Genomic DNA, 23,789 nt, shown 5'->3' with positions numbered 1-23,789 from the left:
CAATGAAGCTTAGCCTCCGCCCCATTTCGTTCGCCGTGATGCTCATGCTCGCCGGCGTTGCGAGCACCACCACCGCCCAGGAAACCCGCCGTGCCTACATCGTCCAGCTGCAGGATGCGCCGGCCGCAACCTATGTCGGCGGCGTCGAGGGCCTTGCCCCGACCCAGCCGGAGCCGGGTGTCGCTTTCGATTACCGCTCGCCGCACGTCCAGGCCTATGTAAATTACCTGGGTGACCGCAAGACCGAAGTCCTCTCGTCCATCGGCGGCGCCGAAATCATTGCCGACTATGACGTCGTGCTGAACGGCTTCGCCGTGATGCTGACCGACGAGCAAGTCCTGGCGCTGAAAAACAATCCTTCGGTGGCCGACGTGCAAGCCGACGTGGCGCGCCACGTCGACACCATCTCGACCGCAAAATTCCTGAAATTGAGCGAAGCCGGCGGCCTGTGGTCGCAATTCGGCGGCGGTGCGCTCGTCAAGGGCGAGAACATGGTCGTCGGTATCGTCGACGGCGGCATCTGGCCTGAAAACCCATCGTTCGCAGACCGCGTCGATGCCAACGGCAAGCCGACCTTCGATCCAACCGCGACGCTCGCCTACACCAGCCCACCAGCGACCTTCAAGGGTTCCTGCCAGGCTGGCCAAGGCTTCGATCCGATCAAGCATTGCAACAACAAGCTCGTCGGCGCCAAGTTCTTCGCTGCCGGTTACCTGGCCGGCGGCACCCGCGTCACGAACTGGAGCGAGTTCCTGTCGCCGCGCGATTCGAACATCGGCAGCAACGGCATCAGCAGCGGCCATGGCGGCCACGGCGACCACACCGCGTCGACCGCCGCCGGTAACGCCGGCGTTCCAGTCACCATCGGCGGCGTCGTGATGGGCGAAGCATCGGGTATCGCTCCGCGCGCCCGCGTTTCGTCGTACAAAGTCTGCTGGACTTACGACAATCCTGCAGCCACCGATGGCACCAATGCCAGCAACAGCTGCTTCAACTCGGACTCGGTCAGTGCGATCGACGAAGCGGTCAAGGATGGCGTCAACGTCATCAACTTCTCGATCAGCGGCTCGCAGACCACGGTCAACGATCCGGTCGAGCAGGCCTTTTACCGCGCCTCGCTGGCCAACGTGTTCGTGGCCGCTTCGGCCGGCAACAGCGGCCCGGGCAATGCCGTGGCCCACATCAGCCCATGGCTGACGACGGTTGCCGCTTCGACTCACGACCGCAAGTTCCAGGCCGACGTGGTGTTGGGTAACGGCGTCCGTTACTTCGGCGCTTCGAACAGCAACATCCCACTGCCGCAAACCGCGCTGATCCGTGCGGAAGATGCAGGCATCGGCGGCGGCGCTGCCAACCTTTGCTTCAGCGATGCCGCTGCAGCGGCCGGCAGCCAGCAAGTCAAGCTCGACCCGGCCAAGGTCGCCGGCAAGATCGTGATCTGCACCCGCGCAGTCAATGCCCGTACCGACAAGAGCCTGGCCGTCAAGGAAGCCGGCGGCGTCGGCATGATCCTGGTCGACAACGGCGCCGGCCTGGTCAGCGAAGTCCACTCGGTGCCGACGATCCACGTCAGCGCTGAAGACGGCGCCCTGATCAAGGCCTACGCCGTTGCCCAGGCTGCCAACGCAACCTCGGCTTTGAGCGCTTTCTACATCGGCGTCAAGCCGGCGCCGATCATGGCCGGTTTCTCCTCGCGTGGTCCGAACCGCGGCGACGCCAACATCCTCAAGCCTGACCTGACCGCGCCTGGCGTGGACGTCATCGCGGCCGTCACCCCGGCCCTGACCGTTGCCCAGCACAACGGCGTCGTTGCCGGCACCTTCGTACCGCCGGATGCCTACGCTTCCTACCAGGGCACCTCGATGTCGAGCCCGCACGTGGCCGGCCTCGGCCTGCTGCTGCGCCAGCAGCATCCTGAATGGTCGCCTGCCGCCGTCAAGTCGGCGCTGATGACGACTGCCTACACGACCCTGAACGACGGCCTCGCCGGCGCCCAGAACGGTCTGCTGCCATGGGCGCAGGGCGCAGGCCACGTGGACCCGCAAAAGGCCACCAATCCTGGCCTGGTGTACGACGCCGGCAAGGCCGACTATGTCGCCTACCAGTGCAAAGTGAACCGTCCGGCTGTGTCGCCAGCCTCCGATTGCACCACCTTCGGCACCCTCGACGAGACCTACAACCTGAACCTGCCGTCGATCACCGTCGCCAGCGTCCAGGGCAGCGTCACCGTGCGCCGTTCGGTCACCAACGTCAGCGGCAACAGCGCGACCTTCACCGCCAACGCATCGGTTCCGGGCTTCACGACGGTCGTGACGCCGTCGACGCTGGAACTGGCAGCTGGCGCCAAGGGCAACTTCACCGTCAAGCTGACGCCAACGACGGCTGCTGCCGGCGTGTGGAGCTTCGGCGACCTGACCTGGACCGGCGCCGGCGCCACCGTGCGTAGTCCTGTCCAGGCCATGGTCGGCAAGGCTATCACGGCCCCGGCCGAACTGACCAGCGACCGCGTTTCGGGCAGCAAGGCATTCGCCGTCAAGACCGGCTTCACGGGCCGCATGGGCTCGATCAAGGGCGGCCTGAAGAACGTCACGATGGGCGAGATGGTCAGCCTGACGGCTACGCCACTGTCGTCGGCACAGCTGCAGACGGTCTGCAACACCGGCCAGTCCACGGCCTCCGTCAAGGTCTACGATGTCAACGTCCCGGCCGGCGCGCATGTCGCCCGCTTCGCCCTGCGTCAGGCCGATGTGAGCCGCGCCGCAGACGACTTCGATCTGGGTGTGCGCGCGCCAAACGGCGCCTGGACCTACTCGGGCAACGATGGCAGCAACGAGTCGGTGCAATTGGCCGCCCCGGCGGCAGGCGCTTACCGCGTCTGCGTCGTCGCCTACGGCACCACTCCGGCAAGCGCCGAAATGACCCACAAGCTGTCCTCGTGGGTCGTGAGCGCGGCTGACGCCAGCAGCAACTTCGTGGTCACGCTGCCAGGCAAGGTCGTCGCCGGCAACAACAGCACGATCGGCATGAGCTGGTCGGGTCTGGCCGCAGGCGGTCGCTACCTCGGTGGCATCCACTTCACCGACCTCGCCGGTGCTGTGCAGGCAACGACCGTCGTGCGCATTGAAACCGGTGCCGCAAGCGTCCCGACCGCACAGTCGGAGCGTGCGATCCTGAAGCTGCAAGACTAAGCCGGGTACTACCGCAGGCCAGGCACACGCGGCAGCATGCGCGTGTGCCCCGGCCGGCAAAAGCGGCCGCTTCCCGGTTCTCCGGCGCGGCCGTTTTTTTATTGTCCGAACGCTTCGCGGCATGGTAGCCTTGCAGAGTTCACTTCAGAGGAGTTGGTCGGATGCACGCAGTAACGCCACACGCAAACTCAACTTCGGTCGCGCGCGCACGCGCCGCCGGTTTCACCCTGCTCGAATTGCTGGTCGTCATCGTCATCATCGGTTTGCTGGCCGCTTACGTCGGCCCGAAATATTTCAGTCAGCTGGGCAAGTCCCAGGTGACCATCGCCAAGGCGCAGATCGAGTCTTTCGAGAAATCGCTCGACACCTACCGTCTCGACATCGGCCGTTATCCCACCAGCGAGGAGGGCCTGGGCGCATTGATGGCCGCGCCGCCTGCGGTGGCGCCGAAGTGGAACGGTCCCTACCTCAAAAAAGGCATTCCGCAAGATCCATGGGGCCACCCTTACCTGTACCGCTCGCCGGGCAGCAAGGGTGAATACGAGATCGTCTCGACCGGCCGCGACGGCCAGCCGGGCGGCGCCGGCGAAGATGCCGACGTCAGCTCGCAATAACGCGGGCTCGTCAGTTCCCCACCGAAAGCGGTTTCCATGCAGTTTGTAGTCCGTACCCTTGCGCCCGACATGTCGATCGCCAGCCAGGTCGTCGACGCGCCCGACGAGGCCGACGCACGCCGCCAGCTGGAGGCGCGCGGCCTGTACATCAGCGCCGTCGAGCCGGTCGGACGGGGTTTGGGGCGCAAGAAAAGCAGCCGCCACCTGTCGCTGGTGCTGTTTAGCCAGGAATTGCTGGCCTTGCTGTCGGCCGGTCTCGGCATCGTCGAAGGGCTTGAAGCGCTGCTGGAAAAGGAAACCAATCCCGGTACGCGCGGCGTGCTCGAGCGCCTGCTCGGCGGCCTGCGCGAAGGCAAGCGTTTTTCCAAAGTGCTGGCCGAGCAGCCCGACCTGTTTCCGCCGCTGTATGTCGGCATTGTGCGCGCGGCCGAAGGCACCAGCGACCTGCCGCGATCGCTCTCCCGTTTCATCGACTACCAGCAGCGCATCGACGTCGTGCGCGCCAAACTCGTCAGTGCCGCGATCTACCCGAGCATCCTGCTGATGGTCGGCGGCGGCGTCAGCTTTTTCCTGATCGGCTATGTGGTGCCGCGCTTTGCCGAGGTCTACCAGGGCGCCGGGCGCGACCTGCCGTGGATGTCGAAGATGCTGCTCGGCTGGGGCCAGTTCGCCGCTAGCCATGGCAGCGTGCTGGCGATCGGCGCGGCCAGCCTGCTGACCGCCATCGTGCTGGGACTGCGCCACCTGTCCAGGAGCGGCGCCCTGGCGCGCCTGGTGCAGCGCCTGCCCGGCATCGGCGAGCGCGTGCGCATCTATGAACTGTCGCGGCTGTACCTGACGCTGGGCATGCTGGCCGAAGGCGGCATCGTCATCGTCCAGGCCATCGAGACCGTGCAGGGCATGGTCTCGCCGGCGATGCGCGCGCGCCTGGCCGCGGCGCGCGCGGAGATCGAATCCGGCCAGCCGCTGTCGACGGCCTTCGAGGCGCACGGCCTGACCACCCCGATTTCGCTGCGCATGCTGCGCGTTGGCGAACGTACCGGCGACATGGGGCCGATGCTGACCCAGTCCGCGGCTTTCTACGACGGCGAGATCAGCCGCTGGATCGACCGCTTCACGCGTACCTTCGAGCCGCTCCTGATGGCCGGCATCGGCCTGGTGGTGGGCGCGATCGTGGTGCTGCTGTATATGCCTATTTTCGACCTGGCCGGAGACATGTCCTGAACGCCCCCCTGAACAATGGCCGATTCGATGCGGCACTATTGATGCGCGCCCGCGCCGCCAGCCGCGCTTCGCAGCGCCCCCTGGTGGCCGAGCTGGAAGCGGCCAGCGGCCTCGAGCCGCGCCAGATCGTGCGCGCACTGGCCGAACCCTTCGGCCTGTCGGTAATGGAAACGGCCGAGATGCTGAGCCAGGCGCCGGCCTTCGACCTGTTGCCGCTGGCGCAGGCCCTGGCGCGCCACTGCGTGCTGCTGCGCGCGCTTGACGGCGCACTCACCGGGGTGATCGCCGATCCCTTCGACCTCGACCTGCAGACCTGGCTCTCGACCCAGGCGCGCGCCAGCGCCGGCGCGCCCCTGCACATGCGCCTGGCGCTGCAGTCGGACATCCAGGCCTACCTGTCGAAGCAGGAAGAGTCGGCGCGCGCGGTCGACACGCTGGCGCCCGGCGCCGAAGGCCGGCGCGACGGCAAGACCGCCGCCGTGCTCTCGTTTGCCTCGGTCTCGGAAGGGGCCAGCCCGGCCGTCAAACTGGTCAACTCGACGCTGTACGACGCGCTGAAAGCGGGCGCCTCGGACATCCATTTGGAAAGCACCGCCGGCGGCCTGGCCGTGAAATACCGGATCGACGGCGTGCTCGATCATGCGACCTCGGTCGGCGGCATCGAGACCGCCGAGCAGATCATCTCGCGCCTGAAGGTGCTCGCCGAACTCGACATCGCCGAACGCCGCGTGCCGCAGGACGGCAGCTTCCGGGTCGAGGCGGGCGGGCGCGAGATCGACCTGCGGGTATCGATCATGCCGAGCATCCATGGCGAAGACGCGGTGATCCGTATCCTCGACAAGCGCGCCATGATCGAAGCCTATGGCTCCTTGACGCTCGAGGCCTTGGGCTTCGATGCGCCTTCGCTGGCGACCCTGCGCACGCTGGCGCAGGAAGCCTATGGCATGCTGCTGGTGACCGGGCCGACCGGCTCGGGCAAGACCACCACGCTGTATGCGGCGCTCACCGAAATCCACAACGGGCGCGAAAAGATCATCACCATCGAAGACCCGGTCGAATACCAGCTTCCGGGCATCCTGCAGATTCCGGTCAACGAAAAGAAGGGCCTGACCTTCGCCAAGGGCCTGCGTTCGATCCTGCGCCACGACCCGGATAAAATCATGGTCGGCGAGATCCGCGACCGCGAGACCGCGGAAATCGCGGTGCAGTCGGCGCTGACCGGCCACCTGGTGCTCACCACCGTGCACGCGAATAACGTGTTCGATGTGTTCGGGCGCTTCACCCACATGGGGATCGATCCCTACGCTTTCGTGTCGGCCCTGAACGGCATCTGGGCCCAGCGCCTGATTCGCACCAACTGCCCGCACTGCGCGACGCAATACGACCCGACGGACGACGAGCTGGCCGGCGTGCACCTCGAGCGCGACGAAGTCGGCGGCTATGTCTTCATGCGCGGCAAGGGCTGCGGCGACTGCCGCGGCACCGGCTACAAGGGCCGCCGTTCGATCGCCGAAATCCTGACTCTGAACGACGAGATCCGCGAGCTGATCGTCGACAAGCGCCCAATCCGCCAGATCAAGGCCGCCGCCTATGCCAACGGCACCCGCAGCCTGCGCCTGGCCGCGCTCGACCTGGTGCGGCGCGGCGCCACCACCCTCGACGAAATCAAACGGGTGACCCTGCATGCTTGAGCGCTTCACGCACACCCTGCGCATCGGCGTGGCCACCGACCGCCTGGCCCTGGTCGAGTCCAGCGGCGCCTTGCAGCGCAAGCACAACCTGCAGGCCGAGGCGGGCTTCGACGCCGCCGAAGGCGCGGGCGCTCTTGGCAATGGCCTGCGCCGCCTGCTGGCCGACGTGCCGAGCGCCGGACGCTCGGTGACGGTCGTGCTGGCCGATGAGCTGGCGCGCATCTGGCAAGTCACGCCGCCGCAGGGCGCCAGCCGCATGGCCGACCTGGAAGCGGGCGCCGCGCTGCGCTTCCAGGCGCTGTTCGGCGCGACCCCCGCGGGCTGGCAGATCGGCGCCGACTGGGATGCCGACCGGCCCTTCCTGGCCGCCGCGCTGCCGTCGCCCCTGCTGGCGAGCTTGCGTCAAAGCGCCGTCGAACATCGCTTCCACCTGGTTGAAGTAGCGCCGCAATTCGTGGCAGCGCTGAACGGCTGGCGCAAGCTGCGCCGCCCGCACGCCTGGTTCGCGCAGGTGGGAGCTGTACCCGGCGGCGCGGTGCTGACGCTGGCCGTGTTCGAGCGCGGCGCGCTGGTGGCGGTGCGCACCGCCGTCATTCCGCCGGGCGCCGACCGTGCCTGGTTCGAAACCCACATCGCGCGCGAAGCCTTGCTGACCGGCGCCGCGCCGCCGGCCCTGGTGCAGGTCTGCGGCGCCGAAGGAAGCAGCTATGCCGCCGCCTGGGCGGCCGCGCCCGACGCCGGACAATGCGCCTGCATGCTGCTGGCCGGCCAGGCCCCGGCGGCGTGGCCGCTTGCTGCCCGCCTGGCGCTCACCGGGAGCCTCGCATGAAACGCATCCGCATCGATTTCGCTCCGCCAGGCTTGCGCCGCACGCTGTTCCACACGCCGCGCCTGGCCTGGCTGCTGCTGGCCGCCGGTATCTGCCTGGCCGTGCCTGCGAGCGTGGTCGCGAACCGCTACCTGGAAGAACAGCGCGCTTTTGAAGCGCAACTGGCGGCGCGCACCGCACTCGTCGCCACACCCGTCGCCGCGCCTGTCGTGGCGCGCGCGCCAGTGGCAACCGAAGCGCAGGCGGCGGCGGTGAACGCCGCCATCCTGCAACTGAACCTGCCCTGGCGCGACCTGCACGACGCCGTCGCCGGCGCGACGCCGGCGTCGGTGGCGCTGCTGGCGCTGGAGCCGGATGCGAAGCGGCATGTGCTGCGCATCACTGCCGAAGCGCGCGCCAGCGACGACATGTTCGCCTACGTCGAACGGCTGCAGGGAACGGACTGGTTCGCGCACGTGGCGCTGACCCGCCACGAAATCAACGAGCAAGACCCGAACCGGCCGATCCGCTTTCAGCTCGACGCCCAATGGAGGCCGCAATGAGTGCTAATGCGATCACGACGGTCTGGCTGCGCCTGCAGATCGCATTGCGCGCTGCCAGCCCGGTGGCGCTGGGCGCCCTGGTGCTGTGCATCGGCGCGGCGCTGGCGCTGGCCTGGCTGGTGCCGGCGCGCACCCTTCTTGGCCAGGCCGTGCAGGCCAGTCGCGTCGTCGCGGCGCCCGAGCCGGTGGCGGCGCCGCTGGTGCTGGCCGCGCCCGCCACCGACGAGCATCACCTGGCCCTGTTCTACGGCAGCCTGGGCGAGCGCCGCCATACCGAGCAGCAGGTCAAGGCGCTGTTCGCGCTGGCCGCGAAGTCGGGCCTGGTGCTGCGCCAGGGCGAATACAAGGCCGCCTACGACCGCAACGCGCGCCTGCACAGCTACCAGGTGACGATGCCGGTCAAGGGCAATTACGGCGCCATCTGGCGCTTCGCACTCGGCGCGCTGCGGGCGATCCAGTTCGCGGCGCTCGACGAGATCAGCTTCAAGCGCGACGCGATCGGCGACGCCTCGGTCGAAGCACGCATCCGCCTGACCTTCTACCTGAACGAACGCCAGGGAGCTGCGCCATGAAGACGCGCCACATGATCATGGGCGCCGGCCTGGTGGCGGCGGCCGCGCTGGTCGCCCTTGGCGACAACAGTCCGGAAGGCGAGATCGCCGAGCCGGTGGAAAGGGCCCAGGCTCCAGCCACGGCTGCCGCCGATCCAGGCCTGGCCCAGCGCGCGCAGACGCCGGCGCTGCTGCCGGCGCCGGCGTCGGCCGTATCGGCGCCGGCCGGCAGCGTCAAGGCCGCACCGCATATCCTGCGCCTGCTGCCGCGCCACGCCTTGATCGGGCAGGGCGGCCTGAGCGAAGGCGCCGACGCGTTCGGCGCTCGCGACTGGACCCCGCCGCCGCCGCCCCCACCGCCGCAGCCGAAGTTCGTGCCGCCGCCGCCGCCCGTGCCAACCGCGCCGCCGCTGCCGTTCACAGTGCTCGGCAAGGCGCGCGAGAACGGCGCCTGGGAAGTCTACCTGGCGCGCGCCAATCAGACCCATATCGTGAAAATCAAGACCGTCATCGACGGCACCTACCGGGTCGACGCCATCGCGCCGCCCATCCTGACGCTTACCTATCTGCCCTTGAACCAGGTTCAGCAGCTTAATATTGGAGCATTCGACTGATGGCTAGTCATCCGAATGGCAAGTTCCGGCAGGCGCCGCGCGCCGTGACGCTGCTTGGCCTGTCCCTATCCCTTTCTCTCGCCGGCTGCGCCGGCCAGGCCGCCTACCGCGAGGGCCAGCAGCTGGTCGCGCAAGACCGAGTCGAGGCCGGCCTTGCCAAGTACCGCGAAGCCGCCGCCGCCGATCCGGGCAACGCCAGCTACCGCGTCGCCTTGTTGAGCGCGCGCGACCGCGCCGCCACCCGCCTGCTGGACAGCGCGGAACGGCGCCTTGCCAGTGGCCAGGCGGCCGCGGCGGCCCAGGATTACACGCGCGTGCTGGCCTTCGATCCGGCCAACGAACGGGCCCGCGCCGGCCTGCGCCAGGTCGAGGCCGACGCCCGTCACGTAAAACTGATGGACGCAGCCAACGCGGCCTTCGAGCAAAAGGACATGGAGACGGCGCGCCAGCATGCCACGGCAGTGCTGACCGAGCGTCCGGACTACGAACCGGCGCGCCAGCTGCTGGCGAAAATCGCGGACGCGCAGATGGCGCGCCCCGCCCAGGGCGGGCTGGCTGCGGCCTTTCGCACCCAGATCAGCATCGAGTTTCGCGACGTGGCCCTGAAGCAGGTGTTCGAGGTGATCTCCCAGCGTTCGGGCCTGAACTTCATCTTCGACAAGGATGTTAAGACCGATACCCGCACCTCGATCTTTCTGAAGAACAGCAACGTGGAAGCGGCCATCTATTACCTCCTGATGAGCAACCAGCTCGAGCAGCAGGTCATGGACGGCAATACGATCATGATCTATCCGAACACCGCAGTGAAATTGCGCGAGTACCAGGAGCAGACGGTCAAAACCTTCTACCTGGCCAATGCCGACGCCAAGAGCATCGGCAATACCCTGAAAACCATCGTCAAGTCGCGCGACGTCGTGATCGACGAAAAACTGAACCTCGTGATCGTGCGCGACAGTCCCGAGGCGATCCGGCTGGCGACCAAGCTGGTGGCCCTGCAGGACGTGGCCGAGCCGGAAGTGATGCTCGACGTCGAGATCCTCGAGATCAAGCGCAGCAGCGTCACCGAGCTGGGCATCGCCTGGCCGACGACGCTGGGCTTTTCGCCGCTGACCGGCGCGAATGGCGCCGCGCTGACGATCGACGCCCTGCGCGCGCTCTCGAGCAGCCGCATCGGGGTGAGCGGCGTGTCGGCCAGCCTAACGGCAAACCGCACCGACGGCGACTCGAATACCCTGGCCAATCCGCGCATCCGCGTGCGCAACAAGGAAAAAGCCAAGGTCGTCATCGGCGACAAGGTGCCGAACATTTCGGCCACCGTCTCGACCGGCGGCGGCGTCGGCAATTTCGCAACCGAGAACGTCACCTATGTCGATGTCGGCCTGACCCTCAACGTCGAGCCGACCATCTACCTGAACAACGAGGTCGGGATCCGCATTTCGCTCGAGGTGAGCAACGTGGTCGATACCCTGCGCACGAATTCCGGTTCGGTGGCCTACCGCATCGGCACCCGCTCGGCCAGCACGATGCTGCAGCTGAAGGATGGCGAAAACCAGGTGCTGGCCGGACTGATCAACAATGAAGACCGCAGCAGCGGCAGCAAGGTGCCGGGACTGGGCCACCTGCCGATCCTGGGCCGCCTGTTCGGACGCACCAACGACACGCTCGACAAGACCGAGATCGTGCTGTCGATCACGCCGCACCTGGTGCGCACGCTGCAGCGCCCGGCGGCCAGCGCCTCGGAATTCGCGGCCGGTACCGAGGCGAATTTCCGCCGCCGTCCCGAAGCGCAGATTGCCGTGAGCTCGAGTGCGGTTGGCTTGCCCGGCGCGACACCTGCGCCCGCGATCCCCGCCGCGCCGGCGGGTACGGCGGTGCCGGCACCCGGCCTGCCGTCGTCGGCGCTGCCGACGACGCCATCGCAGACCACGCCCGCAGCGGGCACGGCGCCGGCCGCCGGCGTGACCGTCACGCCGCTGCCGGCCGGCGGCGTGGTGGTGACGCCGATCCCGGCGCCGCAAAGCGTTCCGCTATCCCCGCCGCGGAGCCAGTAATCGTGGGTCGCCGGGGCAGCGGTTTCACGCTGATCGAACTGCTGGTCACGCTGGCCATCCTGGCGCTGCTGGGCACCCTGGTGGCGCCCGTGGCCCAGGTGACGGTCCAGCGCAAGCAGGAGCAGGAGCTGCGCCGTTCGCTGCGCGAGATCCGCTCGGGAATCGACGCCTATAAAAAAGCCTTCGACGAGGGGCGCATCACGCGCGTGGTCGGGGCCAACGGCTATCCGCCCAAGCTCGAACTGCTGGTCGACGGCGTGCCCGACCTGCGCAGCCCGAAACGCGCGAAGATCTTTTTCCTGCGACGGCTGCCGCGCGACCCCTTCAATCCCGATCCCGCCCTGCTTGACGCCGAGACCTGGGGCAAGCGCAGCTATGCCAGCGAAGCGGCCGAGCCGCGCGAAGGCGACGATGTCTATGACGTGTATTCCACGTCCACCCGGCCCGGCCTGAACGGCGTGCCTTATAACCGGTGGTGAGCATGAAGTGTCTGTTTCGCCGCCCGCGCGGCTTTACCCTGATCGAACTGCTGGTGGTGCTCGGCATTGTCGCCTTGCTGCTGACCCTGGCCGTGCCGCGCTTTTTCCCGAGCATCGACAAGTCGCGCGAAACCATCCTGGCCGAAAACCTGCGCAATACGCGCGAGATCATCGGCCAGTACTACAGCGATACCGGACGCTATCCGGACTCGCTCGAGCAGCTGGTCGAGAAAAAATACCTGCGCAGTCTGCCGGTCGATCCGATCACGGAAAGCACCACGACCTGGACGGTCGTCGCCCCGGAAGAGGGCACGCTGGGCGTTGTCTACGACCTGCGCAGCGGGGCGCCGGGCAATGACCGCAGCGGCAAGCCCTACGCCGAGTGGTAGGCGTGGACGGCCAGGTGAAGCGGCGCAAACTGCACGGCCAGGCCGGCTTTACCTATGTCGGCATGATCGTGTTCGTGACCATCATCGGCCTGGTCGGCGCGGCTACGCTGAAGGTGGGCGCGCTGCTGCAGCGCGCCGAGGCGGAAAACGAATTGCTGGAAACCGGCGCCGTGTTCAGCGCGGCGCTGGCCAGCTATGCGCAAGCCACGCCGCCGGGCCAGCCCTCGCAGCCGGCCACGCTCGACGCCCTGCTGCGCGATCCGCGCTTCCCCGTTCCGCTGCGCCACCTGCGCCGCATTTTCGTCGACCCCATCACCGGCAGCGCCGAGTGGGGCCTGGTGCGGGCGGCCGAAGGGGGACCGATTCTGGGCGTGTACAGCCTGTCGCAGGCGCAGCCGCTGAAGATCGCCAATTTCGATGCGCGCTTCGTAAATTTCGAGCACAAGAAGCAGCTGTCGGACTGGAAGTTCATGGCCGGCGCGCCGCTGGCTGCAGCAACGACCACGGCGCCAAGGCAGGGCGGCACGCCCCCGGCAACGATGTTCCCGGCGCCGGCGCCGGCCGTCGTTCCCGCGGTCCCGGTCGCACCGCCGCGCCTACCTGCGTCACCACCGCCGCCCGAACCGGAACCTGCCGAGGCGCAGGAAACGACAGAAACGGAAACGGAGAAAGAGGACGACGCCGAAAGGGAGCCACCGCCGGCCACGAACGAACCGGTGCCGGTCCCCTGAACCTTACTTGGAGCGGCGCTTGAAATCGCGCGGCCGGAAGCCCAGCACCATCAGCACGCCGAAATAGCAGATGCCGCAGACCGAGATGATGGCGAGCAGGACGCCGGCGCGCAGGAAGGGCGTCGCTTGCAGCGCAATCCAGTCGAACTGTTCCTGGGCGAACCAGGCCACCGTGCCCATCGCCGCGACCGCCACGATCAGCTTGAAGTAAAAGCTTCCCCAACCGGGCTGCGGCACATAGATCTCGCGCTTGCGCAGGCCGGAGTACAGCAGGGCCGCATTGACGCAGGCACCGACGCCGATCGACAGCGCCAGGCCGGCCACGCCGAGTCCGATGCCCCACACGAAGACGACGTTCAGCAGTTGGGTCAGCACCAGTACCCCGAGCGCGATGTTTACGGGCGTACGCACTTCCTGGCGCGCGAAAAAGGCCGGCGCCAGCGTCTTGACCAGGATGAAGCCAAGCAGGCCGGCGCTGTAGGCCATCAGCGGCAGCGAGGAATTGGCGACATCCTGGGCGTTGAAAGCGCCGTAGTGGAACAGGGTGGCGATCATCGGCTCGGCCAGGGTGGCCAGGCCGACCGCTGCGGGAATCGCCAGCAGGAAGGTCAGGCGCAGGCCCCAGTCGAGCAGGGACGAGTATTCGCGGGTGTCGCCTTCGGTATTGGCTTTGGCCAGGCCCGGCAGCAGGATCGTTCCCAGCGCCACGCCGAGCAGGGCTGTCGGCAGTTCCATCAGCCGGTCCGCATATTGCAAGGACGAGACGGCGCCCGGTCCCTGCCAGGCCGCGATCGTGGTGTTGATCAGGAGGCTGATCTGGGCTGCCGCCACGGCGAACACAGCCGGCCCCATCTTGCCGAGCAGGCGACGCACGCCGCTGTCGCGCAGGCCGGCGAAGGGATTGATCGAGATGCGCGGCAGCATGCCGATCCTGATCAGCGAAGGAAGCTGCAGCCCGACCTGCAGCAGGCCGCCGACACACACGCCGACCGCCATCGCATAGATCGGCTGCTCGAAGTAGTCGACCAGCACCAGCGCGGCAAAGATGAAAGACAGGTTCAGCAGCACCGGGGTAATCGCCGGAATCTTGAACTGGCGCCAGGTGTTCAGCACTCCGCTCGACAGCGCGACGAAGGACATGCAGACGATGTAGGGGAACATCATCTGTGTCATGAGGACGGCGGCGTCGAAGGCGTCCGATTCGCTGCGCAGGCTGCCGCCAATCCAGTAGATCAGAAGGGGAGCGGCCACGATGCCGAGGATGCTGGTCAGGAGCGTGGCCCAGACCAGCACGGTGGCCACGTGGTCGACCAGGGTCTTGGTGGCCTCCTGGCCGTTCTTCGTCTTGTATTCGGTGATGATGGGAACAAAAGCCTGGGAGAACGCACCTTCCGCAAACAGGCGCCGCAGCAGGTTCGGCAGGCGGAAGGCGATGTTGAAGGCGTCGGTGAAGCTCGAGGCGCCAAAGGCGGCCGCGAACAGGCTTTCGCGCAGCAGGCCGGTGACGCGTGACACCATGGTCATGCTGGAGATGGCAGCGAGGGTCTTGAGCAGATTCATGAGGCAAGATTATAGCGGTGCAACAGGCCGCGCGGCCCGTGTCTTGTCGCAATAATCAAGAATGAATTGCTAGGTGGTGATTCCTTCGCTATAATCGTGGGCTGTACTGAATTCTGTTCGCAGACACTGATGTTTGGCAGGCACTGGAATGGGCCAGTTTGACTCGCTACTGTTTGCAAACGCAACTTGACCCCGATTTAGGAAATTCCATGGCAAATACCGCACAAGCACGCAAGCGCGCTCGTCAAGCAGTTAAGCAAAACGCACACAACAGCGCTCAGCGTTCGACCCTGCGTACCGCAATCAAGGCAGTTCGCAAGGCCATCCAGGCTGGCGACAAGGCCGCAGCAACCAGCATCTTCCAGTCGTCGGTGTCGACCATCGACAGCATCGCTGACAAGAAAATTATTCACAAGAACAAAGCCGCTCGCCACAAGAGCCGCCTTGCTGCTGCCCTGAAAGCCCTGTCGGCCTAATAACCGGTTGGCGCGCGGCGATTCGCCGCGCAGGCAGTACAGTGAACGAAACCCGCCCGACTTTGGTCCTGGCGGGTTTTTCTGCTTTTCCGACACGGATTAACCACGGGCCGAGGTCCATTTCACGCAGCCGACCGCCAGCGCCGAATTGCTGACCAGGAAAGCGCCATGCCGGTAGAGCAGGGCGGTCCGCTTCCGATCGCGCACGTCGAGCGCCCAGACGTCGCCCTGCGGGGCGGCCCACAGGATGCGGCCGTCGACGGCGTCGATGCCGGCGAACACCTGGTTCGGGGTGGTGCCCGGCTTGAAGAACACCAGCACCGTGTCACTGTCTTGCGGCGGCAAGGCTGCGAGCGGGCCGCCGACCAGGACCGCCAGCACCAGCGCGGCCGCGCCCGTCCTGCCGCCAAGCGAATCGGTACCGCGCCACAGCCACCAGGCCAGCGCCACGAAGGCGACGCCGAAGACGAAGAACCACAGCAGGTCCCACAGCACCGGGCTGTTTGTATCGAGGCGGATGTGGTGCAGTTCGAGCAGCCAGTGGAAGACGGCCGCATCGACGATGTTCCAGATCCCGAAGCCGAAGGCGGCGCTCGAGAGCAGGATGCGGTCCCCGGCGGCCACCGATCGGCGCACCTTCCACAGTTTGAGCAGGCCGACGACGGCGATCACGTACATCAGCAGGTGAAACAGGCCGTCGGCCAGGATCTGGACCCTGATGTCGCGGAAGGGTTCTCCCGGCACGAGCGAGAGCAGGTGGTGCCACTGCAGGATCTGGTGCAGCAGGATGCCGTCGAAAAAACCGCCCATGGCGAAACCGAGCAGGAAACCGGCCCAGGCCAGCGAGCGCAGGTGGGGGATGGCGGCGGCGTCGGACTGGCGGACGGCGTTCATGATGGCTCCTGTCGGTTGCCGGGCGGCGGCCTTGGAATCGATGCTAACGCGTTCGCCAAAGCGGTAGCGCACGGTAAAATACTGGTGCATAATGTGAAACGCCCGTCTTATGTCTTATAGAAGACCTCGACACAGACAGCCACACGATCTGTCCATCGCGCCAGGAAGCGGGGTAGTATGATCGCTGCCGCGAGCGAATACGGGCGACACCTTCAAGTTACGAGTGACAGACATTGATCGCGAACCGATCGCGAGAACCGAGGATAAAGCGCATGAGCAGTGATTCGACCATCATCTACACCCTGACCGACGAGGCGCCGCTGCTGGCGACCCACGCCTTTCTGCCAGTCGTCAGGACCTTCGCCAAGCCGGCCGGCATCAAGGTCGAGCAGGCCGACATTTCGGTTGCCGCCCGTATCCTGGCCGGCTTCCCCGAAAACCTGACGCCGGAACAGCGCATGCCGGACGTGCTGACCGAACTGGGCAAGAAGACGCTCGAGCCGGATGCGAACATCATCAAGCTGCCGAACATCAGCGCCTCCGTGGGCCAGCTGGTGAACGCCATCGAGGAACTGCAGGCCAAGGGCTATAACATCCCCGACTATCCGTCGGACCCGAAGACCGACGAAGAAAAGTCGATCAAGGCACGCTACGGCAAGTGCATCGGCTCTTCGGTCAATCCGGTCCTGCGTGAAGGCAACTCGGATCGCCGCGCGCCGCGCGCCGTGAAAGAGTACGCACGCAAGAATCCGCACTCGATGTCCGAGTGGTCGCCCGCCTCGCGCACCCACGTGTCGCACATGACCGGCGGCGACTTCTATCATGGCGAAAAGTCGATGACCCTCGAAAATGCGCGTGAAGTGCGCATGGAGCTGGTCACGAAGGGCGGCCAGACGGTTGTCCTGAAGCCGAAGGTCGCGCTGCAGGCCGGCGAGATCATCGATTCGATGTTCATGAGCAGGAAAGCCTTGCTGGCTTTCTACGAAAAGCAGATCGAAGACGCCAAGCAGACCGGCGTGCTGTTCTCGCTGCACGTCAAGGCGACGATGATGAAGGTCTCGCACCCGATCGTCTTCGGCCACTGCGTGCGCATGTTCTACAAGGAAGCGTTCGAAAAGCACGCCGCCCTGTTCGACAGCCTCGGCATCAACGTCAACAACGGCATGGCCGACCTGTACAACAAGATCGCCGACCTGCCGGCCTCGCAGCGCGAAGAAATCGAGCGCGACCTGCACGCCTGCCAGGAACACCGTCCGGAGCTGGCCATGGTCGACTCGACCAAGGGCATCACCAATTTCCATTCGCCGAACGACGTCATCGTCGACGCGTCGATGCCGGCCATGATCCGCGCCGGCGGCAAGATGTACGATGCCAACGGCAAGCTCAAGGAAGTCAAGGCCGTGATTCCGGAATCGACCTTTGCGCGCATCTACCAAGAGATCATTAACTTCTGCAAATGGCATGGCGCTTTCGATCCGAAGACCATGGGCACCGTCCCGAACGTGGGCCTGATGGCGCAGCAGGCCGAAGAATACGGCTCGCACGACAAGACCTTCGAAATCCAGGAAGACGGCGTTGCCAACATCACCGACATCGCCACCGGCGAAGTCCTGATGAGCCAAAACGTCGAGCAGGGCGACATCTGGCGCATGTGCCAGACCAAGGACGCGCCGATCCGCGACTGGGTCAAGCTGGCCGTGACGCGTGCGCGCAATTCGGGCATGCCGGCCGTGTTCTGGCTCGATCCCTACCGCCCGCACGAAAACGAACTGATCAAGAAGGTACGCACTTACCTGAAGGACCACGACACGAACGGCCTGGACATCCAGATCATGTCGCAGGTGCGCGCGATGCGTTACACCCTGGAGCGCGTCAAGCGTGGCCTGGACACCATCTCGGTCACCGGCAACATCCTGCGCGATTACCTGACCGACCTGTTCCCGATCCTGGAACTGGGCACCAGCGCCAAGATGCTGTCGATCGTGCCGCTGATGGCCGGCGGCGGCATGTACGAAACCGGCGCCGGCGGCTCGGCTCCGAAGCACGTGCAGCAGCTGACCGAAGAAAACCACCTGCGCTGGGATTCGCTGGGTGAATTCCTGGCCCTGGCCGTGTCGCTGGAAGACCTCGGCATCAAGGCCGGCAACGTCAAGGCGACCGTGCTGGCCAATACCCTCGACGCGGCGACCGGCAAGCTGCTGGACAACCGCAAGTCGCCTTCGCCGAAGACCGGCGAGCTCGACAACCGCGGCAGCCAGTTCTACCTCGCGATGTACTGGGCGCAGGAACTGGCTGCGCAGACCGACGACGCCCAGCTGGCGGCCGCCTTCGCGCCACTGGCCAAGAGCTTGAGCGAAAACGAGCAGAAGATCGTTGCCGAACTGCTCGCAGTGCAGGGCAAGCCGGCCGATGTCGGCGGTTATTACAAGCTGGACGAAGCCAAGGTGAGCGCCGTCATGCGTCCGAGCGCGACGTTCAACGCGGCGCTGGAGACGATCGGCGCCTGATCGAGCCTGGTCTTTTGCATGAAAAACCCCGCCCGGCCCCATGGCCCGGCGGGGTTTTTATTTTCCGCGCAGATCCGCTGCCGGCACTTCGACGAACTCTCCCGGCATCAGGGGATGGGTCGCCAGGGAAAACGGCCCGATACTGCTGCGCACCAGGCGTAGTGTCGGCAAGCCCACCGCCGCCGTCATGCGCCGTACCTGGCGGTTCTTGCCTTCTTCCAGCGTGATCGCGATCCAGCTGGTCGGCTTGTCCAGGCGCGCGCGGATCGGCGGGTTGCGCGGCCACAGCCATTCCGGCTCGGCGATGCGCGCCGCGCGGCAGGGCCTGGTGACGAAATCGCCCAGGTCGAGCGGCGCCTGCAGGCGCGCCAGCGCCGCGGCATCGATCTCTCCGTCCACCTGCACCAGGTAAGTCTTGGCTTCCTTGTGGTCCGGATGCGCGATCTTGTGCTGCAGCTTGCCGTCGTCGGTCAGCAGCATCAGTCCCTCGCTGTCGGCGTCCAGGCGCCCGGCAGGGTAGATGCCGGGGATGTCGAGGTAATCGGCGAGCGACTCGCGTCCCGGCTGCGGGGAGAACTGGCACAGGACCTGGAAGGGTTTGTTGAAGAGGATGAGGGGCATGAAGGCGGTCTGGATCGGAGGAGGGCGCCGTGGCGGCAGGAGGGTGCTCGGGCATGGCATTGCCAAACTTACTGGTGCATAATGCAACAGACCCGGCGTCTTATAGAAGACCCACTGCCTTAACCGATATTGTAATGTAGATCGCAGAGCAAGCGACCACTTGGGAGAAGACGATGTACCAGCATATCGAAGTGCCCGCCGACGGCCAGAAGATCAGCGTCGGCGCCGATTTTTCCCTGAATGTTCCCGACACGCCGATCATTCCCTACATCGAAGGCGACGGCACCGGCGCCGACATCACGCCGGTGATGATCAAGGTGGTCGACGCGGCCGTGGCCAAAGCCTATGGCGGCCGGCGCAAGATCAGCTGGATGGAAATCTTTGCCGGAGAGAAGTCGACCGGCGTGTACGGTCCGGATGTCTGGCTGCCGGGCGAGACGCTCGAGGTGCTGAAGGACTACGTGGTGTCGATCAAGGGCCCGCTGACGACGCCGGTCGGCGGCGGCATCCGTTCCCTGAACGTCGCGCTGCGCCAGGAACTCGACCTGTATGTCTGCCTGCGCCCGGTGCGTTATTTCAAGGGCGTGCCGTCGCCTTTGAAACAGCCGGAAAAGACCGACATGGTCATCTTCCGCGAGAACTCGGAAGACATCTATGCCGGCATCGAATGGGCCGAAGGCTCGGAAGGCGTCAAGAAAGTCATCAAGTTCCTGACCGAGGAGATGGGCGTCAAGAAGATCCGCTTCCCGGAATCCTCGGGCCTGGGGATCAAGCCGGTTTCGCGCGAAGGCACCGAGCGCCTGGTGCGCAAGGCGATCCAGTACGCGATCGATAACGACAAGCCCTCGGTGACGATTGTCCACAAGGGCAACATCATGAAGTACACCGAAGGCGGCTTCCGCGACTGGGCTTATGCCCTGGCGCAGCGGGAATTCGGTGCGGAAATGATCGATGGCGGCCCATGGTGCCGCTTCAAGAATCCGAGGACCGGGCGCGACATCATTATCAAGGATTCGATCGCCGACGCCTTCCTGCAGCAGATCCTGCTGCGTCCGGCGGAATACAGCGTGATCGCGACCCTGAACCTGAACGGCGACTATATTTCGGACGCGCTGGCGGCTCAGGTCGGCGGCATCGGCATCGCGCCGGGCGCCAACATGTCCGATTCGGTGGCCATGTTCGAAGCAACCCACGGGACCGCGCCGAAGTATGCGGGCAAGGACTACGTGAATCCGGGATCCCTGATCCTGTCGGCCGAAATGATGCTGCGCCACATGGGCTGGCTGGAAGCGGCCGACCTGGTTATCGCTTCGATGGAGCGGGCCATTGCCTCCAAGCGCGTCACCTACGATTTCGCGCGCCTGATGGAAGGCGCCACCCAGGTGTCATGTTCGGGTTTCGGCGACGTGATGATCGAACAGATGTAAGGAACACACGTTCGGCTTGGCGCGATGCGTCTGGCGAGCTCTGTCCGCGCTATCGGGACGGGGCTTTTTCATGGGCTGTGGTAGGGTATTCCTGCACATCCGGCAAATGTTTCAAGACGAAAAAAAACCCCGCTTGGGGCGGGGTTTTCGCTTCCCAGGAAGTATTACGTGCCCTGGATGTTGGAAGCTTGCTTGCCTTTAGGGCCTTGCGTGACTTCGAATTGGACTTTCTGACCTTCTTTGAGGGTCTTAAAACCGTTCATGTTGATTGCGGAGAAATGCGCGAACAAATCTTCACCGCCGTCATCTGGAGTGATGAAGCCAAAACCTTTGGAATCATTGAACCACTTAACAGTACCAGTTGCCATAAAAGAACTTTCAAATATAAACACATCACACGAGCCGTAAAAGCAAGACGCTTCTTGCCCCCTCCTCAGCCTGCTCACTTCTTTATTAACGAGTACATAAGTACATGTCAATGTTTCCATTGTTGATGTACTAAAGTTCTAAGTCAAGCCCTTTGATGCGTCTGTTGTTAATTTTTTCATACCATATGCATAGGGTGGAATTCATGTGCTGACTCAGCCCTTGATTTCGGCAATCGGGACGCCATCTGCGCTATCAACGGAAACCAAGTAAGATAAAGGCGAATCGAAGTGAGCCGCCTGCAGTGAACTGATCGCATCGATCTGATATTTACGCTTTGCATCATCCTTGAACGCTTTAGAATACGCCCATGGCAACCAAGCACGATACCGAACAGCTGCTGGAGCGGCAAGTCGTCAAACCACCGCCGCTGTATCAGGTGGCTTTACTGAATGACGATTACACACCGATGGAGTTTGTTGTGGCAGTCATCCAGGAGTACTTCAACAAGGATCGCGAAACGGCGACACAGATCATGCTTTCCGTACACCGTCATGGCAAAGGAGTGTGCGGCGTGTTTTCCAAAGATATAGCGTGTACTAAAGTGGAATTTGTCTTAACGCATGCGCGCAAGGCGGGGCATCCCCTGCAGTGCGTGATGGAGGAAGTATGATTGCGCAGGAACTTGAAGTATCCCTACACATGGCCTTTGTCGAGGCCCGACAGGCACGGCACGAGTTCATTACCGTGGAGCATTTGCTGCTTGCGCTCCTCGATAACCCCTCGGCCGCTGAGGTCCTGCGTGCGTGCGCGGTCAATATTGACGACCTGCGCAAGACCCTGACCAATTTCATCGGTGACAACACCCCGACCGTGCCCGGCACGGGCGAGGTCGACACCCAGCCGACGCTCGGCTTCCAGCGCGTGATCCAGCGCGCGATCATGCACGTGCAGTCGGCCTCGAACGGCAAGAAGGAAGTTACCGGCGCCAACGTGCTGGTGGCGATCTTCGGCGAGAAGGATTCGCATGCTGTTTACTACCTGCACCAGCAGGGCGTAACCCGCCTGGACGTGGTCAATTTCATCTCGCACGGCGTGCGCAAGGACCAGCAGATCGACAGCCAGAAGGCGTCGGAAGGCGTGGAAGAGGCGCAGGTCGAAGGCACGACGAAAGAAAGCCCGCTCGACCAGTTCACGCAGAACCTGAACAAGGCTGCCGCCGACGGCAAGATCGATCCGCTGATCGGGCGCGAGGAAGAAGTCGACCGCGTGATCCAGATCCTCTGCCGCCGCCGCAAGAACAATCCCTTGCTGGTCGGTGAAGCCGGTGTCGGCAAGACCGCGATCGCCGAGGGCCTGGCCTGGCGCATCGTCCAGGAAGAAGTGCCCGAGATCCTGCAGAACGCCGTCGTGTTCTCGCTCGACATGGGCGCCTTGCTCGCCGGTACCAAGTACCGCGGCGACTTCGAGCAGCGCCTCAAGGCCGTGCTCAAGCAGCTCAAGGACACGCCGAACGGCATCCTGTTCATCGACGAGATCCACACGATCATCGGCGCCGGCTCGGCTTCGGGCGGTACGCTAGACGCATCGAACCTGCTGAAACCGGCCCTGGCGAACGGCCAGCTCAAGTGCATCGGCGCGACCACGTTCACGGAATTCCGCGGCGTGTTCGAAAAAGACCATGCGCTGTCGCGCCGCTTCCAGAAGGTCGACGTCAACGAGCCGACGGTCGAGCAGACCGTGCAGATCCTGCGTGGCCTGAAGTCCCGCTTCGAAGAGCACCACGGCGTGAAGTATTCGTCGTCGGCGCTGTCGACCGCGGCCGAACTGGCGGCGCGCTTCATCAACGACCGTCACCTGCCCGACAAGGCGATCGACGTGATCGACGAGGCGGGCGCAGCCCAGCGCATCCTGCCGAAGTCGAAGCAGAAAAAGACGATCGGCAAGGCCGAGATCGAGGAAATCATCGCGAAAATCGCGCGGATTCCCCCGCAAACGGTCAACCAGGACGACCGCTCCAAGCTGCAGACGATCGACCGCGATTTGCGCAACGTCGTCTTCGGCCAGGACCCGGCCATCGATGCACTGGCCTCGGCCATCAAGATGGCGCGTGCCGGCCTGGGCAAGCAGGACAAGCCGATCGGCTCCTTCCTGTTCTCCGGTCCGACCGGCGTCGGCAAGACCGAGGTGGCCAAGCAGTTGGCCTTCATCCTCGGCATCGAGCTGATCCGTTTCGACATGTCCGAGTACATGGAGCGCCATGCCGTGTCGCGCCTGATCGGTGCGCCGCCGGGTTATGTCGGTTTCGACCAGGGTGGTTTGCTGACCGAAGCCATTACCAAGAAGCCGCACGCGGTGCTGCTGCTCGACGAGATTGAAAAAGCCCACCCGGACATTTTCAACATCCTGCTGCAGGTGATGGACCATGGCACGCTGACCGACAACAACGGACGCAAGGCCGACTTCCGCAACGTGATCATCATCATGACCACGAACGCGGGCGCCGAAAGCCTGACCAAGCGCTCGGTCGGCTTTGTCGACTCGAAAGCAGCCGGCGACGAGCTGGCCGACATCAAGCGCATGTTCACGCCGGAGTTCCGCAACCGCCTGGACGCGACCATCAGCTTCCGTGCGCTGGACGAGGAAATCATCCTGCGCGTCGTGGACAAGTTCCTGATGCAACTGGAAGAGCAGCTGCACGAGAAGAAGGTGGAAGCCATCTTCACCGAGAAGCTGCGCAAGTTCCTCGGCGCCAAGGGTTTCGATCCGCAGATGGGTGCACGTCCGATGTCGCGCCTGATCCAGGACATGATCAGGAAAGCCCTGGCCGACGAGCTGCTGTTCGGGCGCCTCATCAACGGTGGGCGCATCACGGTGGACATGAACGAGAAGGACGAAGTCACGCTCGAGTTCCCGGAAGGCGACGCACTGCCGCCGCCGGCCCCGGCCGAGACGGTCGAGATCGAATAAGACTCGATGCTTCCCAAAACCGCGCCTCGTGCGCGGTTTTTTTTTGCTCGTATGCACGCCAACTG

The 23,789-nt window shown here is 64.8% G+C and carries 21 protein-coding genes; 17 read left to right on the top strand and 4 right to left on the bottom strand.

What is annotated here, in order from left to right:
• Positions 1 to 2 precede the first annotated feature (2 nt).
• The 12 genes from AC56KZ_RS04480 to AC56KZ_RS04425 all read left to right on the top strand — a co-directional run bounded on the left by AC56KZ_RS04480 (position 3) and on the right by AC56KZ_RS04425 (position 12,903).
• Entirely contained in the window at positions 3 to 3,188 is a 3,186-nt protein-coding gene (locus tag AC56KZ_RS04480; protein ID WP_497160916.1) for a S8 family serine peptidase, read from the top strand.
• Between the two features lie 161 nt (positions 3,189 to 3,349).
• Entirely contained in the window at positions 3,350 to 3,802 is a 453-nt protein-coding gene (gene gspG / locus AC56KZ_RS04475) for a type II secretion system major pseudopilin GspG (RefSeq protein WP_497160915.1), read from the top strand.
• 36 nt (positions 3,803 to 3,838) lie between these two features.
• Entirely contained in the window at positions 3,839 to 5,026 is a 1,188-nt protein-coding gene (locus AC56KZ_RS04470) for a type II secretion system F family protein (RefSeq protein ID WP_497160914.1), read from the top strand.
• 41 nt (positions 5,027 to 5,067) lie between these two features.
• On the top strand, positions 5,068 to 6,717 hold the full coding sequence (locus AC56KZ_RS04465; protein WP_497160913.1) for a GspE/PulE family protein: 1,650 nt from the start codon (positions 5,068 to 5,070) through the stop codon (positions 6,715 to 6,717).
• Positions 6,710 to 7,546 (top strand): hypothetical protein, encoded by an 837-nt coding sequence (locus tag AC56KZ_RS04460; RefSeq protein WP_497160912.1) that lies wholly within the window; start codon positions 6,710 to 6,712, stop codon positions 7,544 to 7,546. Before AC56KZ_RS04465 ends, AC56KZ_RS04460 begins: the two co-directional genes overlap by 8 nt.
• Entirely contained in the window at positions 7,543 to 8,088 is a 546-nt protein-coding gene (locus AC56KZ_RS04455) for a PilN domain-containing protein (RefSeq protein ID WP_497160911.1), read from the top strand. Before AC56KZ_RS04460 ends, AC56KZ_RS04455 begins: the two co-directional genes overlap by 4 nt.
• Positions 8,085 to 8,660 (top strand): hypothetical protein, encoded by a 576-nt coding sequence (locus tag AC56KZ_RS04450; protein WP_497160910.1) that lies wholly within the window; start codon positions 8,085 to 8,087, stop codon positions 8,658 to 8,660. Before AC56KZ_RS04455 ends, AC56KZ_RS04450 begins: the two co-directional genes overlap by 4 nt.
• Positions 8,657 to 9,253 (top strand): hypothetical protein, encoded by a 597-nt coding sequence (locus tag AC56KZ_RS04445; protein ID WP_497160909.1) that lies wholly within the window; start codon positions 8,657 to 8,659, stop codon positions 9,251 to 9,253. The genes AC56KZ_RS04450 and AC56KZ_RS04445 overlap by 4 nt, the downstream gene beginning before the upstream one ends.
• The gene (locus tag AC56KZ_RS04440) at positions 9,253 to 11,304 is read left to right on the top strand and encodes a secretin GspD/PilQ domain-containing protein (protein ID WP_497160908.1); all 2,052 of its coding nucleotides are present in this window, start codon (positions 9,253 to 9,255) and stop codon (positions 11,302 to 11,304) included. Before AC56KZ_RS04445 ends, AC56KZ_RS04440 begins: the two co-directional genes overlap by 1 nt.
• A 2-nt stretch (positions 11,305 to 11,306) precedes the next feature.
• Positions 11,307 to 11,783: a type II secretion system protein gene (locus tag AC56KZ_RS04435; protein ID WP_497160907.1), complete on the top strand. Its 477-nt coding sequence runs from the start codon at positions 11,307 to 11,309 to the stop codon at positions 11,781 to 11,783.
• A gap of 2 nt (positions 11,784 to 11,785) precedes the next feature.
• Positions 11,786 to 12,172, top strand: coding sequence for a type II secretion system protein (locus AC56KZ_RS04430; protein WP_497160906.1), 387 nt, complete (start codon positions 11,786 to 11,788; stop codon positions 12,170 to 12,172).
• 14 nt (positions 12,173 to 12,186) lie between these two features.
• Entirely contained in the window at positions 12,187 to 12,903 is a 717-nt protein-coding gene (locus AC56KZ_RS04425; protein ID WP_497160905.1) for a type II secretion system protein, read from the top strand.
• 3 nt (positions 12,904 to 12,906) lie between these two features.
• Here AC56KZ_RS04425 and murJ read toward each other — a convergent pair whose 3' ends face one another.
• Positions 12,907 to 14,463, bottom strand: a complete 1,557-nt coding sequence (gene murJ, locus AC56KZ_RS04420) for a murein biosynthesis integral membrane protein MurJ (protein ID WP_497160904.1) — start codon at positions 14,461 to 14,463, stop codon at positions 12,907 to 12,909.
• A 209-nt stretch (positions 14,464 to 14,672) separates the two neighbouring features.
• On the opposite strand from murJ, the gene rpsT reads away from it, so the two are divergent.
• Complete coding sequence (gene rpsT, locus AC56KZ_RS04415; RefSeq protein ID WP_056339242.1) at positions 14,673 to 14,939, top strand: 30S ribosomal protein S20; 267 nt, start codon at positions 14,673 to 14,675, stop codon at positions 14,937 to 14,939.
• 99 nt (positions 14,940 to 15,038) lie between these two features.
• Here rpsT and AC56KZ_RS04410 read toward each other — a convergent pair whose 3' ends face one another.
• Positions 15,039 to 15,833, bottom strand: coding sequence for a DUF2243 domain-containing protein (locus tag AC56KZ_RS04410; protein WP_497160903.1), 795 nt, complete (start codon positions 15,831 to 15,833; stop codon positions 15,039 to 15,041).
• A 272-nt stretch (positions 15,834 to 16,105) separates the two neighbouring features.
• Between AC56KZ_RS04410 and AC56KZ_RS04405 the strand changes: the two genes are divergently transcribed.
• The gene (locus AC56KZ_RS04405) at positions 16,106 to 18,340 is read left to right on the top strand and encodes an NADP-dependent isocitrate dehydrogenase (RefSeq protein ID WP_497160902.1); all 2,235 of its coding nucleotides are present in this window, start codon (positions 16,106 to 16,108) and stop codon (positions 18,338 to 18,340) included.
• Between the two features lie 57 nt (positions 18,341 to 18,397).
• On the opposite strand, the gene AC56KZ_RS04400 is transcribed toward AC56KZ_RS04405, so the two are convergent.
• On the bottom strand, positions 18,398 to 18,961 hold the full coding sequence (locus AC56KZ_RS04400) for a pseudouridine synthase (protein WP_497160901.1): 564 nt from the start codon (positions 18,959 to 18,961) through the stop codon (positions 18,398 to 18,400).
• Between the two features lie 173 nt (positions 18,962 to 19,134).
• Here AC56KZ_RS04400 and icd point away from each other — a divergent pair, with 173 nt between their 5' ends.
• Positions 19,135 to 20,388 carry an NADP-dependent isocitrate dehydrogenase gene (icd, locus tag AC56KZ_RS04395; RefSeq protein WP_497160900.1) on the top strand — a complete coding sequence of 418 codons (1,254 nt, stop codon included), beginning with the start codon at positions 19,135 to 19,137 and terminating at the stop codon, positions 20,386 to 20,388.
• Between the two features lie 164 nt (positions 20,389 to 20,552).
• On the opposite strand, the gene AC56KZ_RS04390 is transcribed toward icd, so the two are convergent.
• A complete protein-coding gene (locus AC56KZ_RS04390) occupies positions 20,553 to 20,756 on the bottom strand; it encodes a cold-shock protein (RefSeq protein ID WP_091875187.1) in 204 nt (67 codons plus the stop codon).
• A gap of 368 nt (positions 20,757 to 21,124) precedes the next feature.
• Here AC56KZ_RS04390 and clpS point away from each other — a divergent pair, with 368 nt between their 5' ends.
• Positions 21,125 to 21,427 carry an ATP-dependent Clp protease adapter ClpS gene (clpS, locus tag AC56KZ_RS04385; protein ID WP_192056713.1) on the top strand — a complete coding sequence of 101 codons (303 nt, stop codon included), beginning with the start codon at positions 21,125 to 21,127 and terminating at the stop codon, positions 21,425 to 21,427.
• Positions 21,424 to 23,724 (top strand): ATP-dependent Clp protease ATP-binding subunit ClpA, encoded by a 2,301-nt coding sequence (gene clpA, locus AC56KZ_RS04380; RefSeq protein ID WP_497160899.1) that lies wholly within the window; start codon positions 21,424 to 21,426, stop codon positions 23,722 to 23,724. Before clpS ends, clpA begins: the two co-directional genes overlap by 4 nt.
• Positions 23,725 to 23,789: the final 65 nt, after the last annotated feature.

It is taken from the genome of Telluria sp. LT2P34, from assembly GCF_059685915.1.
The sequence above is the reverse complement of the archived record's forward strand: the minus strand, read 5'-3'. Positions and strand labels throughout refer to the sequence as shown.